The sequence below is a fragment of the Flavobacterium sp. genome, assembly GCF_040402955.1.
Classification (GTDB): domain Bacteria; phylum Bacteroidota; class Bacteroidia; order Flavobacteriales; family Flavobacteriaceae; genus Flavobacterium.
The window spans coordinates 115,187-130,186 of record NZ_JBBALQ010000005.1 but is presented as its reverse complement, the minus strand read 5'-3'; the positions used below and the strand labels follow the sequence as shown (position 1 = coordinate 130,186).

Annotated in this window: 16 protein-coding genes; 8 read left to right on the top strand and 8 right to left on the bottom strand. The window is 31.5% G+C overall.

Annotated features, from left to right (window positions below; all coding sequences use genetic code 11):
- From ABWP78_RS04495 to ABWP78_RS04485, 3 genes are all read left to right on the top strand, one after another.
- A partial coding sequence (locus ABWP78_RS04495) for a T9SS type B sorting domain-containing protein (RefSeq protein ID WP_353169550.1) occupies nt 1–311 on the top strand: 311 nt, incomplete at its 5' end.
- A gap of 12 nt (nt 312–323) precedes the next feature.
- A complete protein-coding gene (locus ABWP78_RS04490) occupies nt 324–1,328 on the top strand; it encodes a PorP/SprF family type IX secretion system membrane protein (RefSeq protein ID WP_353169547.1) in 1,005 nt (334 codons plus the stop codon).
- A 47-nt stretch (nt 1,329–1,375) separates the two neighbouring features.
- Complete coding sequence (locus tag ABWP78_RS04485; RefSeq protein ID WP_353169545.1) at nt 1,376–1,891, top strand: gamma carbonic anhydrase family protein; 516 nt, start codon at nt 1,376–1,378, stop codon at nt 1,889–1,891.
- Here ABWP78_RS04485 and murI read toward each other — a convergent pair.
- From murI to ABWP78_RS04445, 8 genes are all read right to left on the bottom strand, one after another.
- Nucleotides 1,888–2,664, bottom strand: a complete 777-nt coding sequence (murI, locus tag ABWP78_RS04480) for a glutamate racemase (RefSeq protein ID WP_353169542.1) — start codon at nt 2,662–2,664, stop codon at nt 1,888–1,890. The genes ABWP78_RS04485 and murI overlap by 4 nt on opposite strands.
- A gap of 73 nt (nt 2,665–2,737) precedes the next feature.
- Nucleotides 2,738–3,244, bottom strand: a complete 507-nt coding sequence (locus ABWP78_RS04475) for an OmpH/Skp family outer membrane protein (protein ID WP_353169540.1) — start codon at nt 3,242–3,244, stop codon at nt 2,738–2,740.
- A gap of 51 nt (nt 3,245–3,295) precedes the next feature.
- Nucleotides 3,296–4,108 carry an OmpH/Skp family outer membrane protein gene (locus ABWP78_RS04470; protein WP_353169537.1) on the bottom strand — a complete coding sequence of 271 codons (813 nt, stop codon included), beginning with the start codon at nt 4,106–4,108 and terminating at the stop codon, nt 3,296–3,298.
- A gap of 36 nt (nt 4,109–4,144) precedes the next feature.
- Complete coding sequence (gene bamA, locus ABWP78_RS04465) at nt 4,145–6,757, bottom strand: outer membrane protein assembly factor BamA (protein ID WP_502905459.1); 2,613 nt, start codon at nt 6,755–6,757, stop codon at nt 4,145–4,147.
- A gap of 7 nt (nt 6,758–6,764) precedes the next feature.
- Nucleotides 6,765–7,499 carry an undecaprenyl pyrophosphate synthase gene (gene uppS / locus ABWP78_RS04460; RefSeq protein ID WP_502905457.1) on the bottom strand — a complete coding sequence of 245 codons (735 nt, stop codon included), beginning with the start codon at nt 7,497–7,499 and terminating at the stop codon, nt 6,765–6,767.
- A gap of 1 nt (nt 7,500) precedes the next feature.
- Nucleotides 7,501–8,187, bottom strand: coding sequence for a type IX secretion system protein PorG (gene porG / locus ABWP78_RS04455; RefSeq protein ID WP_353169533.1), 687 nt, complete (start codon nt 8,185–8,187; stop codon nt 7,501–7,503).
- A gap of 109 nt (nt 8,188–8,296) precedes the next feature.
- Entirely contained in the window at nt 8,297–9,181 is an 885-nt protein-coding gene (locus ABWP78_RS04450) for an NAD kinase (protein ID WP_353169531.1), read from the bottom strand.
- 10 nt (nt 9,182–9,191) lie between these two features.
- The gene (locus tag ABWP78_RS04445; RefSeq protein WP_353169529.1) at nt 9,192–9,851 is read right to left on the bottom strand and encodes a CBS domain-containing protein; all 660 of its coding nucleotides are present in this window, start codon (nt 9,849–9,851) and stop codon (nt 9,192–9,194) included.
- Between the two features lie 88 nt (nt 9,852–9,939).
- Between ABWP78_RS04445 and ABWP78_RS04440 the strand changes: the two genes are divergently transcribed.
- From ABWP78_RS04440 to ABWP78_RS04420, 5 genes are all read left to right on the top strand, one after another.
- Nucleotides 9,940–10,653, top strand: a complete 714-nt coding sequence (locus ABWP78_RS04440; protein ID WP_353169526.1) for a pyridoxine 5'-phosphate synthase — start codon at nt 9,940–9,942, stop codon at nt 10,651–10,653.
- A 167-nt stretch (nt 10,654–10,820) separates the two neighbouring features.
- Nucleotides 10,821–11,579, top strand: coding sequence for an alpha/beta fold hydrolase (locus ABWP78_RS04435; protein WP_353169525.1), 759 nt, complete (start codon nt 10,821–10,823; stop codon nt 11,577–11,579).
- A 103-nt stretch (nt 11,580–11,682) separates the two neighbouring features.
- Nucleotides 11,683–12,939 (top strand): OmpP1/FadL family transporter, encoded by a 1,257-nt coding sequence (locus ABWP78_RS04430; protein ID WP_353169522.1) that lies wholly within the window; start codon nt 11,683–11,685, stop codon nt 12,937–12,939.
- 18 nt (nt 12,940–12,957) lie between these two features.
- Complete coding sequence (locus ABWP78_RS04425) at nt 12,958–14,478, top strand: SGNH/GDSL hydrolase family protein (RefSeq protein ID WP_353169519.1); 1,521 nt, start codon at nt 12,958–12,960, stop codon at nt 14,476–14,478.
- A 96-nt stretch (nt 14,479–14,574) separates the two neighbouring features.
- A complete protein-coding gene (locus tag ABWP78_RS04420; protein ID WP_353169518.1) occupies nt 14,575–14,919 on the top strand; it encodes a phage holin family protein in 345 nt (114 codons plus the stop codon).
- Nucleotides 14,920–15,000: the final 81 nt, after the last annotated feature.

Here is a 15,000-nt window from a genome sequence, read left to right as displayed (position 1 = left end):
AAGATACAGAAGGTTGTACGAACCTAACTATAGAAGTATTAGTAATTGATTATCCAAAATATTTTACACCAAATGGTGATGGAATCAATGATACGTGGAAAATTATTGGATTAGAAGCAAAACATAACGCAAAAATTTATATATTTGACCGATATGGAAAACTAATGAAACAAATTGATCCATTAGGTGAAGGTTGGAACGGTAAATACAACGGTGAAGACATACCGTCAACAGATTATTGGTTCACAATTGACTATACAGAAAAAGATCAACAAAAATTATTTAAAGCCCATTTTTCGTTAAAAAGATAAGACAAGATTACTATGAAACTAAGAAATTTATTACTACTTAACCTAACTATTTTTTTTCAATCAGCCTATTCACAAGAAGGTATTGCTGTTTATACAGATTATTTAACCGATAATTATTATTTGATACATCCATCGATGGCTGGTGCTTCAAATTGCTCTAAATTAAGGGTTACTGGAAGACAACAATGGTTTGGTCAGCAGGATGCGCCATCTCTACAAACAATGAGTTTTAATACCGCTTTAGATGAAGATGGTAAATCTGGAGTAGGAATGATTGCTTTTAATGACAGAAATGGATACCATTCTCAATCAGGAGCAAAATTAACGTATGCCCATCATTTATTATTTTCACGAACAAAAGCAGATTTAAACATGCTTTCTTTCGGATTAAGTACAGCTTTTATTCAAAGCAGATTAGATGAGACCGCTTTTAAGGTTTTTGATCCGCAAATTTATGGTGGGATTACTCAAAAAGATTCTTATTTTAATATTGATATTGGAGCTTCTTATCACTATATGGATTTTTTCACACATGTAACGGTGAAAAATTTTATTGCTAACAGAAGAGAATTATATTTAGCAGGAGTTGAATCTGATAACTTAAGAAAATACTTATGGAGTGCAGGTGCAAATTTTGGAGATACTGATAATATTTCTGTAGAACCATCATTTATGTTTCAAGTTACAGAACAAACAGGAGAAAAAGCCATTGATTTAAATGCAAAAGTATATAAAGCAATGGACTTCGGTAATATTTGGGGAGGACTTTCTTATAGAACTAGTTTTGAAGGAACACAATATACAAAAGAAAGAGGCGTAGTAAATACTCAAAAATTACAATACATAACACCTTTTGTAGGGGTTAACTTTAAGCAGTTTATGTTTGGTTATTCTTATAACCAGGTGATTGGTGATGTTAAATTTGATAATGCAGGATATCATCAATTAACAGTTGGATTAAATTTATTCTGCAAACCAAAAGCATACGACTGTAACTGCCCAGCCGTTTCAAACTAATATAATTAATCCCGACTTTTCGGGATTTTTTTTTTAAATATTTTTGTATGATTATTAAAGAAGTTAGAGGTAAAAAACCTGCTATTCCGGCTGATTGTTATATTGCAGAAAATGCCACCATTGTAGGCGATGTTTCTTTTGGAGAAAAGTGTAGCGTTTGGTTTAATGCTGTAATAAGAGGAGATGTTAATTTTATTTCAATAGGAAATAAAGTAAACATCCAAGACGGAGCAGTTATCCATTGTACTTATTTAAAACACCCAACAATTATAGGTAATAATGTTTCTATTGGACATAATGCCATTGTTCATGGATGTACTATTCATGATAATGTTTTAGTGGGAATGGGTGCCATCATTATGGATGGTTGTGTGGTTGATAGTAATTCAATAATAGGAGCGGGGAGTGTTGTAACTCAAAATACGCACATTGAAAGTGGTTTTATTTATGCAGGCATTCCAGCAAAAAAAGTAAAAGCATTAAATACAAGTGATTTTGCAGGAGAAATTGATCGAATTTCTAATAATTACGTAATGTATTCCAGTTGGTTTAAAGAAGACTAAAAAACCATATAATCCACTTTAAATGCAGTGCCAACTAATTCTTGCATGACTTCTTTTGGATTATTAATAAAGAAGGAGTGAAACACTTCATTTGAAGTGTTATATAAGTTGTTTACTTCTAAAATATGTTTGGTTTGTTTGGCAACCGCTTCACCAGAATCAATAATTTTAATGTGGTTAGGAATTATTTTTTTAATTTGTGGAATCAAGTACGGATAGTGTGTGCAGCCCAAAACCAGATAATCAATACCTTCAGCAACCATAGGCAGTAAGTAATCTTTTAAAAGTTGTGTCATTTTTTCAGAATGCATTGCACCACTTTCTATAAGTTGAACCAATTCGTAACCAATTTGCTCCACTACTTTCACATCCGAATACAAAGCAACAGTTTGATGAAAAAGGGCGCTATTTAATGTGCCTTGTGTGGCCAAAATCCCAATTTTTTGAGTTTTTGTATGTAATGCGGCAGGCTTAATAGCGGGTTCAATTCCAATAAACGGTATGTCATAAGTAGCCCTTAATACTTTAATAGCATTTGTTGTTGCTGTATTACAAGCTACAATTATAATTTTACAATTATTATTAAGTAATAACTCGGTATTTTTTACACTTAACTCAATTATTTCTTCCTGACTTTTTTGACCATAAGGTGCGTTTTTACTATCTGCCAAATAAATTGTACTTTCATTTGGTAAAAGCGCGTGTACTTCTTTCCAAATGGATGTGCCTCCTACACCAGAATCGAAAAGCCCTATTGGATTTTTATTACTCATAAAACAAATGTAAAAAAAAACTGCTCAATCTAAAAATAAGATGGAGCAGTTGTAGTATTTTTTTTAAGTTTTATTAAAAACCTAATTCTTTTTTAACATCAGCTAATAAATCCATTCCGTCAGCTAATAAAACACCACTTCCTAGAGTTGAGTCTAATACGTATTGAACGCCTTTAGCACGAGCTACTTTTTGGATAGCAGCTAACGCTTTTTCTGTGATTGGTTTTTGTAATTCAATTTGTTTATCTTGTAATGATTTTGAAGCATCATCTTGATATTTTTGAATTCTTGTTCCCATATCTTGCATTTCTTGAGAACGCGTTTGATTTAATAAATCTCCAGCAGTTTCTGCATCTTTTTGGTATTGAGCTGCTTTGGTTTGGTATTCTGCTACTAATTTTTTGTATTCATTATCATATCCTTCTCTCAATTTTGTTAATTGAGCTTCTGCTACTTTCATAGCTGGCATAGTCGTCATTAATGCACTTACGTCAATATGACCAACTTTGGTTTGAGCTGTTGCAACTTGCGCGCCAAAAAATAGTACTATTGCAATAATTAGAGTTTTAAATTGTTTCATTTTAATTTAATTTAATAAGGGTTATTTAATTTTTGATTTAGTTATTTGTGTTTATTTATTTTCTTTTTTCTTATTTAACAAAGCATCTCTTTTTGCTTTTTGGTCATCTAATAATTTCTGACGGGCATCTGCTCTTTCCTTTAAAAGTGCTGCTCTTTTGTCATCAGCTTCTTTTTTCTTTGCGGCGGCAGCATCTTTACGCTCTTGTAATTTTTTTTCTCTATCGTCTTTTGTAGCTTGTACAGCTTTTTCTTTTTCTAGTATTTCAGGATTTTCAGTTGTGTCAAATTCTCTTACATCTTTAGCGTCTTGAATTTTTTGTTGTTTTTTAGTTAATTCAACTTTTTTACCGGCTCTTTCTAAGGCTTTTAAAACAAAATCGCTTATATCAAAACGTTCTGCCGCGAAAAGCATAGTTAAATCTGAAGATTTATCAAATACGAAATCATAATTTCTAGCTGCAGCTATATCTTGTACTACATTAAAAACTTGGTCTTGTATAGGTTTTACTAACGCTGATTTTTGAATCATTAAGTCGCCTTGTGGCCCAAATCGTTTTTGTTGATAATCCAGCATTTCTTTTTCAAGAACGTTTATCTCTTCTTCTTTATCGTTTATTAATTCTTTTGTTAAAAGCACTTTTTCAGAAGTTAAAGCATCTTTTAATTTTTTTATTTCATTTTTCTTGGTTTCAATTTCTTGTTTCCAAGCAGCTGATTTTTGTTCTAACTGATTTTTAGCTTCGGCATATTCTGGAACTTTTTCCAAAATATAATCCATATCTATATAACCGATTTTTGTTGTTTTTTGCCCTTGTACTGCAAATAAAACAAAACTAAAAAGTAAAACAAAATATTTTTTCATAAATGTAAATGTTAAATTCAACTATCGTGCCAAAATTTAAAATTGTTGTCCAATAATAAAGTGGGTTTGCCAACCACTTTTTATAGTATCACCAGGAATTGGATCAAATCCGTGAGCAAAATCAATACCTAATAATCCAAAAGCTGGCATAAATACTCTTAATCCTACACCGGCAGCACGTTGTACTTTAAATGGGTCAAACGTTTTAAAATTATCAAATGCAGCACCCGCTTCTAAAAAACTCATAGCATAAATTTTAGCTGATTGTTTCATAGTAATTGGGTATCTTAATTCCATAGAATATTTATTATATACCGTTCCACCATTTTGCGAAGATAGTGAATTGTTTGGATATCCACGTAATTGAATTACCTCTCTACCGTCTAAAGCAAAATTTGCTAATCCATCGCCACCTAAAAAAAATCTTTCAAAAGGAACAATACCTCTGTCTGAATTATATGCACCTAAGAAACCAAATTCGGCTCTTGTACGTAAAACGAATTTTTTATATATTTTTGTATACCAATCGCCACTAAATTTCACTTTGTAAAATTCTAAATATTTAAAACGTTCCTGATCTACTAAACTTTGATCTGCGACAGCTTCAGTATAATTAAAAGTGTTACCGCCTGCTGCATTAACATATACGGGTAATACGTTACCGTTTGCATCTGTAGGAAAAACAGTATTGTTTTTCAATTTATACTCTTCTTTGTTTTCTAAATTAGCGTAATCTACACCATTCCATAACGAATAAGGTAGTGTGAATTTAGCAGAAACCGAGAAATTTGAACCTCTATCTGGGAAAATTGGGTCTAAACCCCTGCTATCTCTCGTTAATGTTGTATTAAATGCTAAATTTCTTGAAGCGCCATTTCCAAACGTAAATAATCCTGTATTGTAATTATTTAAATCGTAATAAGAAAAAGATACAGAGTTCGAAATACTAAAATAATCATCTGGAACTTTTAATCTTTTTCCGTAACCCACAGTTAATGTTGAGATATTAAAACTTTTATTTCTAGTTACATTTCTAGATCTGAAATCAAATAAAAATTGTTTACTGTGTGAAATGGATGTAAAGAAACTAATTGGTTTTTTTCCGCCCAACCATGGTTCTGTAAATGACAAGCTATATACTTGAAAACCTTGACTTGCCTGTAAACGTAAAGACATTTTTTGACCATCACCCATTGGTAAAGGTTGGTAGGCTTTTTTATTAAAAATATTTTTTAAAGAAAAATTGTTAAACGATAATCCTAAAGTTCCAATAAATCCCCCAGCACCGTAACCTCCTTGTAATTCTACTTGACTTGAACCTTTTTCCACAACGGTCCAATCTAAATCTACTGTTCCAGCAGCAGGATCCATATTTACAGGTTCTGGACGAATGGCTTCTGCATCAAAAAATCCTAATTGTCCCAATTCTCGAACAGAACGAATAACTAAATCTTTATTCCATTTTTCTCCCGGTCGGGTTCTTAATTCTCTGTAAATTACTTTGTCGTTGGTTTTGTCGTTTCCTTTAACCGTAATATTGTTAAAATAGGCAATTGGACCTTCTGAAATTCTAATTTCAAAATCAATAGTATCGTTTTCTGTTTTAACTTCAACAGGATTGATGTTTGACCATAAATACCCGTTATTTTGGTATAGATTGGATACATCTTCAGCGTCTGGAGAAGTTTTGTCAGCGATTCTTTTTTCTAACAAAACACCGTTGTAAATTTCACCTCGTTTAATACCTAAGATAGAATTCAAAGCTTGATCTGAATACACCGTATTTCCTAAAAATCGAATGTCTCCAAAGTAATATTTTTTTCCTTCTTCAATATTTACATCAATTTTTATTTTATTGGTTTCTTTATTGTATATCACACTTTCGCTAACTACTCTAGCGTCTCTATATCCTTTTTCTTTATATTTTGTTACTAACGTTCCTAAATCTTCTTTGTATTTGTCTTTAACAAACTTTGAAGCTTTAAAAACTCGGTAAACCTTTTTTTCTTTGGTGTTTTTAAATGAATTTTTAAGTTTTTTATCAACTAATTGTTCATTTCCAACAAAATTAATCGTACTAATTTTAACTTTCTCTCCTCTATCAATAAAAACCACCATATCTACTTTTGTATTTGTAGAATCGGCTAGTGTATTAATTGTAACTTTTGTGTTATAATACCCGTCTTTTTTATACTTATTTTCAATGTAGTTTTTGGTATTTGTAATTAAGTTATCATTTACAACTTTACCCTTAGTTAGCTCTGTTTCTTTGACGATATCTTCTCTTTTACCTTTTTTAACGCCTTTGATTTTTATATCATTTAGTTTAGGTAATTCGTATAATTCTAGTTCAAGAAAAATAGCTTCCCCTTCAATTTTTTTAACATAAAAGTTTACGTCATTAAAAAGACCTAATTTCCAAAGTTTGGTAATGGCTAAACTAATTTCATCTCCTGGAATTCTGATTTTACTACCTATTTCAAGTCCAGTAAATGTAATAACAGTTTGTTCATTAAAAGAAACTTTTCCGGTTACTTCTACTCCAGAAAGTGTGTATTCTTTTCCTTTTTCTAATATTGTTTCTTGTGCATTTACTGTATTTCCTATTACTAATAGAGTAAATAAAAATAGTATTCTGTTTTTAAACATTGTCAATTTATCTAATTTGTTCGCTAGTTTTTCCAAATCTTCTTTCTCTTTTTTGATAACTTAATAATGCTTTATGTAGTTCTTCTTCATTGAAGTCTGGCCAAAGCACGTCTGTAAAATAAAATTCAGCATACGCAATTTGCCATAAAAGAAAATTACTTATCCTGTGTTCGCCACTTGTTCTTATTACTAAGTCAACATCTGGCATGTTCTGTGTGTAAAGATGCTGATTTATAATTGATTCTTCAATAGCATCTAATGAAATTATATTATTTTTAACTTTTTCGGAAATTATTTTAACAGCATTTATGATTTCATCTCTTGAACCATAACTTAACGCTAAGGTTAAAGTCATTCTGTTATTTGCTTTTGTTTTTTCTATAACTTCTTCTAATTCTTTTTTTACTATGGTTGGTAAAGTGCCTAAATTTCCAATCGCATTTAACTTGATATCATTGTTTTGTAATGTTTTTAATTCTTTTTTTAAGGCACTAACTAATAATTTCATTAGCGTGTCTACCTCTATTTTTGGTCGGTTCCAATTTTCAGTTGAAAAAGCATAAAGTGTTAAAAATTCAATACCTAATTTGGCGCAGTTTTCAACGGTTTGTTTTACAGATTTGGTTCCTTTTTCATGACCAAATACACGTAACATTCCTTGTTTTTTTGCCCAACGCCCATTGCCATCCATAATGATGGCCAAATGTTTTGGTAAGTTATTTTTATCTATTTCTTTTTCCATTCTATTCATGTGCGCAAAAACACGGGTTTTTTCCAAATGTATAAGTCAGCGTGAACCCAGTAAATATATACCAATCTTTGTTGTTTAAATTTCCAAATTTTAATGTTTCTAAATTTTTATTTTTCGGATTGCTTCCGTCTAAATTATCTGTAAAAGTATATCTGGCTCCTGATTCTAATCCAATTACCAAATGATTGGTTAGTTTAGATTTTATTCCAACAATCATTGGTATCGCTAATGAATAATGTTGATAATCTATTTTACTTTCCGTACCAATTACAAAAATTTCATCATAAACAAATGCTGAAATTCCTGAATACACATAGGGTGTAAATACATAATCGGACTGATGCAAATCAAAATCTAAAAAATTAAATTCTAAACCGGCCGAAAATTCTTTGATATTGTTTTTTATTTCAAAACCTCTATTTTTTCTATTTGGGGCATTACTTTCTATATCTTTTGCTGAAATAGATGCCATTTTGTATGAAAAACGCCACGAATGTCTCGTGCTTTTATTCCACTTATACAAAACTCCAAACGCCACATCATCTGGCGACAAATAGTGCGATTTTCCTACGTCTCCAACATAATTACTACCACCTACAAAAACACCTAATTCGTGAATTTGTCCGAACGAAGTGATGCAGAATAATACGCCTATAATATTTAATAAAAATCTTTTCATTTTTTAAATAGTTTGCAAATATAATAATATTGAGGTACTAACCATCTTAAACCAAGTTTTTTTGATGATTAACTTGATTTATTAACGCAAAAAAATGAAAATTCGTGTGTTAATTCCTTTTATCTTCTCCCCAAAGTAGTTTTTTACGAATAGTTCTTAAGAAACCTTCTTCTGGAAATTCGATTATTGAAATGAAAAAATTGGTTTTTTTAATGGTTAAGGTTGTTTCGTTAGAAACTGAAGTAATTCTGGAATCTAATGATACCAAATATTGTTCTTCTCTACCTTTTATTTTTAAGGTCAATTCAGAATCGTCAGGAATAATTAAAGGTCTAGCCGTTAAATTGTGCGGTGCAATTGGGGTAATTACAAAACAATTTGATGTGGGCATAATAACAGGTCCGCCACAACTAAGCGAATACCCTGTAGATCCTGTGGGAGTAGAAATAATTAATCCGTCTGCCCAATACGAATTTAGATATTCATTATTAATATACGTTTCTATAGTAATCATAGAAGTTGTATCTTTTCGGGAAACCGTAATTTCGTTTAAGGCAAAATTAATATCTTCTAAATCTGCATTTTCAGGACAGGAATGCAGACTAACTAAAGTTCTTTTCGAAATAGAAAAATCATTACCCACCACTCGAGTTAATAGTTTTTCGATATTTTCTTCTTGAATTGTTGCTAAAAATCCCAATCTTCCCGCGTTAATTCCTATAATTGGTAAATTGTAGTTTCTTACAAAAGTGGCAGCTCGTAAAATAGTTCCATCTCCACCAATACTTATTAAGTAATCAAAAGTATCTTTCAAACATTCGTGAGTGTCAAATGTGCTGTATTTTGATAATGCGACCTCGTTTTCAACCAATTTGTCGTAAAAATTTTTATAAAAACAAATTTCAATATTATTTTGATCTAAAAACGCCACTACTTTTTCTACTATAGAATGCGTATTGTTTTGATAATATTGACCAAATACTGCTATTTTCATTTGTGAATTTTTATATATTTAAATATTTGTTTAAATAATCGGAACGTTCTTTTAAATCGGCAAGATAAGCATCTTCTTGGTGTTCAGATAAAATGGTATAATTATACCTTCTAAATGTTTGTATGATTTCGTTAAAATTACTTCGTGAAATTTTTAACGTTATTTCGGTTTTCGTTGCCGATTTATTTGAAATAAAAACACCTAATAGTTTAGCATCATTACTTTCTACAATTTGACAAATTTGGCTAAACGTAAAATCGGCCGTTTCTTTTTCAATTACAATGGTGCCTCCGTCTTCTTTAACAAATGTAGTTTCGTTAAAAAAATGAAGCACATCATCAAGCTCATAAAAACCTAAATAATTATTTTTGTCATCTAATACGGGTAAAAGATTGGTATGATTTTTTGAAAATTCTTCTAAAACATCAAACCAATTCATATCGTTTCGAACAAAAAAACGAGTCAAATTATATTTATGATCACTTATAGCATCTGTACCCGTAAAAAGTGCTGTGTCTTCTTTAGAAATTGAACCTAAAAAGACATCTTGGTCTAAAATTGGAAAATGAGAATACGCTACATCCAAAAATAAATCTGAGGCATCTGCTACAGCATCACTAACTTGTAGGGCTTTATAATGATTGTTTATAAAATCTGTAATTTTATCCATGTGACTATTTTCAAAACTATTGCAAATTAAGTAAAAAATACAAATTAGTCTATTTTTGTTTGTAATTTTGTACAAATTTAATTCAATTATGACAAAGTTATCGGTTAATATTAATAAAATTGCAACCTTAAGAAATGCACGAGGTGGTAATGTTCCTGATTTATTGCAAGTGGCAAAAGATATTCAAAAATTTGGCGCCCATGGAATTACCATTCACCCACGTCCAGATGAAAGACACATTACTTATCAAGATGCACGAGATTTAAAAAATGTTGTGTACACAGAATATAATATAGAAGGGAATCCGCAACATAATTTTATTGATTTAGTTTTAGAATGCAAACCCGATCAGGTAACTTTAGTTCCGGATGCTATTGGGGCAATTACCTCAAATGCAGGTTGGGACACCATAAAACATCTAGATTATCTTACAGAAGTCATCCAAGAATTCCAACGCAATGGCATTAGAACATCTATTTTTGTAGATGCGAATGAAAATATGGTTGAAGGTGCCAAAAAAACGGGTACAGATAGAATTGAATTATATACAGAAAGTTTTGCCTATCAATACAGTTTAGGAAATCAATCTGCAATTGAACCATTTGTGAAAGCCGCCATAAGAGCAAATGAATTAGGTTTAGGAATAAATGCTGGGCACGACTTAAGTTTAGATAATATTAAATTTTTTAAAGATAACATTCCAAATTTATTAGAAGTTTCCATTGGACATGCCTTGATTTCGGAATCTTTATATCTTGGCTTAGATAATGTGGTGAATATGTATTTGAATAAGTTGAAGTAAAAAGTAAAAAGTAAAAAGTAAAAAGTGAAGAGTAACAAAGTAACAAAGTAAAAGTGAGTTGTTATATGTTCGCAATAATTCTCTCATTCTCTTATTATCTCATTCTCACATTATCTAATTCCTATGCCATTTAAACTTTTAACCAAATAAACTTTTAACCAATAAAAATGTTATACTCAAAAATAGAAGGCGATGGAAAGCCATTTTTAATTATTCATGGATTTTTAGGAATGTCTGATAACTGGAAAACGTTGGGCTTGCAATTTGCGCAACTTGGTTTTCAAATTCATTTGTTAGACATGCGAAATCATGGCAAAAGTTTTCATTCAGACGAGTTTAATTATGAAGTTATGGTGGAAGATGTAAAATCGTATGTAGATTTTCATAATTTACAAGATATTACTTTGCTAGGGCATTCAATGGGTGGAAAAATTGCTATGTTGTTTGCCACTTTTTTTCCAGAGTTAGTTGAAAAATTAATAATTGCAGATATTGGTCCGAAATATTACGCGCCGCATCATCAAACTATTTTAGCATCATTAAACGCAGTTGATTTTTCTAAAAAACCAAGTAGGGCAGAAGTTGACGAAATTGTTTCAAAACATATTTCAGATTTTGGCACGAAACAATTCTTGTTAAAAAACCTATACTGGAAAACACCAGAACAATTAGATTTTCGATTTAATTTGCCTGTTTTTAATGAAAAAATTCCTGAAATTGGCACAGCACTTCCGTTTGAAAATAAGTTTAACAAGACAGTACTTTTCCTTCGAGGAGGAAAATCGGATTATATTTTAGATTCCGATTTTGAAACAATTTTGCATCATTTTCCTTTAGCAAAAATACACACAATTCCAAACGCAGGACATTGGTTACATGCTGAAAATCCTACTGCGTTCTATAATGAAATTGACAATTTTATATAAAAAATTATATGCATACATAATATTTTCGTTAAAAAAATTGTCAATTTCATAAATAATGTTAATTTTGAATAAATTTTAAACTAATACTAACTAAATTTTAATTATGAGAAAATTATTTTCTTTATCATTACTAACCTTGGCTTCGGTGTCTATGTTCGCAGGAGGGTATAGAGTATCTATTCAAGGTCAGAAACAATTGGCGATGGGACATACCGGAGTTGCAGTTGTTAATAGTGCAGAGGTGGCGTTTTTTAACCCTGCTGGAATGTCTTTCTTAGACAAAAAATTCAACTTATCAGTAGGTGGAAGTGCTTTACTAGCAAAAACAAGATTTCAAAGTAGTCAATTTAATCAAACGGCAGCAACAGACAATTTGGGAACACCATTTAGTTTATATGCTACTTACAAAATTAACGATTGGGTTTCTGCAGGTTTAGCAGTGTACACGCCTTATGGTTCTTCTGTAGCTTGGGATCAAGACTGGGCTGGAGCGCATTTGGTAAATAACATTGAATTGGCAGCCATTTTTATTCAACCAACAGTTTCGTTTAAAGTTGGTGATGTTTTTAGTATTGGTGGAGGACCCATTTTTGTACAAGGAAGTGTAAACTTCAACAGAAATTTAACACCAAATCCAGTTTTATCTAGCAATGGAAGTGGTACAGACGTTACTTTAGATGCTACCGGAATTTCTGCATCTGGATATAATGTAGGTATGATGTTTAAAGTATCTAAACAAGTAACTTTAGGTATAGATTACCGTTCTGAAATTATTATGGAAGCAAGAGGTGGTTCTGCACAATTTGCAGATGTACCAGCGATTGCAGCGGCTTCTTTTACTAATACTACTTTTAGCGCAGATTTACCTTTGCCAGCTGAATTTACCACAGGTATTTCATACAAAGCTTCGGAAAAATGGTTATTTGCTTTTGACTACAACTATACCAAATGGAGTGTATATAAATCTTTGGATGTTGATTTCTTTAATGGTTTACCACGTTCTGAGAATCCAAGAAATTATAAAGACGTAAGTGCTTATCGTTTTGGAGCACAATATAAAGCAACGGATAAAATAACGGTTAGAGGTGGATATTATATTGATGAAAGTCCAGTTCAAAAAGGATACTTCGCACCAGAAACACCTCGTAACGATTCTACAGGTTATACAGGAGGATTTACGTATCAAGTAAACAGTAAATTAGGAATTGACATGTCATTCTTATACTTACATTTTGATGAAGTTAATAATTCTTACGATTATTTTGATGATCCAACAACTAATACAGGAACAACTTCTTTTGGAGGTACTTATAAATCATCCGTATTTTCACCAGGTATTGGTATAACTTACGGTTTCTAATTTTAAAAACTATCAAAAATGAAAAATAAATTTATATTAGTAGCAGCTTTAGCAATTGGATTTGCTGGTTGTGAACCAGAATTTGAAAATGAAGTAAATGCTGCTTATACCTCTGGTGAAGCAGATTTTACAAGATATCTAGCAGTGGGTAATTCACTTACAGCAGGTTACATGGACGGAACCGTTTCGAGAGTAGGACAAACATATTCTTACCCAAATTTATTAGCACAACAATTCGCTTTAGTGGGTGGAGGTGCTTTTACACAACCTTCTTTTGCAGACGATGTAACTAATTTAGGTGGTTTTGCTGGTGTTCCAGGTTCTACAAGATTAGTTATTGATGCTGCTCAAGGGCGTCCAGAGCCAATTGCTGGAACATCAACAATTACATTAACACCTCAAGCTAAAGCATATAACAATATGGGTGTACCAGGTGCAAAATCATTTCATTTAGGATTCGCTGGATATGGCGCTTTAAACCCATATTTTGCTAGACATGCCACTACACCAACAGCTACTGTTTTAGGTGATGCCATGACAAAAAACCCAACGTTTTTTACTAACTGGATAGGTTCTAACGATGTATTAGCCTATGCTACCTCAGGTGGTGCGCAAGCAGATGGCGTAACACCAGCAGCAGATCATAATGCTACTGGAAATTTAAATCCAGCTACTTATGGAATGAATGATATCACTAATAGTACAGTATTTGCTAGTGTATATACCAATATTATAAACACGTTGACAATAAACGGATCCAAAGGTTTGGTATGTACCATTCCAAGTGTAACTTCAATTCCGTATTTTACTACTGTCCCTTATAATCCTTTACCAGCTGAAGCTACATCTAGTAACGCAACAGCAATTGGTTTATATCAGTTTTTAGCTGCAGTTTCTGGCGGAAGAATTTCAGCTTTAAATACTGCTGCAGGAACCAAAAATCCAGTATTAATTAGAGATGAATCATTAACAGATATAGGTTCAACAATTACAGCAGCGGCAGCAACAACTCCTTTTGCTCCTTATGCGGCTGCATTGGGTGCATTATATGGAAAAGCAAGACATGCGACATCAAACGATTTAATTGTATTGCCAGCAAGTTCAATTATTGGACAAGTTAATACAGCTGGAACTGCTCCTTTTAATGTTAATGGTGTAACTTTACCATTAGCTAACAAATGGGTTTTAACTACAACTGAAAAAGCTAATGTGGCAGCGGCTACCGCAGCTTACAATACTTCAATTGTAGCTATTGCAGCTACTAAAAATTTAGCTGTAGCGGATATGAATGCCATCATGAATAAATTAGTTTCTGGTTTACAAGTTGCAGGAAATTCTATTTATACAGCAAATTATTTTAGTGGTTCCGCTACGGAAGGACAAATATTGTTTTCTTTAGATGGTGTGCATCCAAATGCACGTGGTTATGCAGTGATTGCAAATGAAATTATCAAAGTAATTAATGCAAAATACAAATCAAATTTACCATTACACAATCCTACTTATTTCCCAGGTATCAGTATTTTACCAACGAACTAAGTTAGTTTTTAAATAATTTCTAAATAGGCATCATTTTGATGCCTATTTTTTTATATTTACACCTCAAGGAAACATGTATAAATTAATTGCATTAAAATGAAAAATTACCTCATCAAATTACTTATTTCAACACTATTAATACTTATCATTTCGTATTTTTTAAAAATTGAAATCACCAACTATTCGGCAGCAATATTTATGGCGGTGGCTTTATCATTTTTAAATACCTTTTTAAAACCTATATTAAAAATCCTTGCCATTCCTGTAACAATTATGTCATTAGGTTTGTTTTTATTGGTTATTAATGCCAGTATTGTAAAAATCGCCGATTATTTTATTGATGGTATTCAAATGACGTTTCTTCAAGCACTAGTTTTTAGTGTGCTATTATCGGTAAGTCAATATATTTTAAATAAAATTTTCACAGAAAAAAAACAATAGTTTATTTGTAAAATTCTGTAAATTAAAAACTTGTATGGGTTGCAAAAATTATATAATTTTGCAACCCATATTTATACTTCA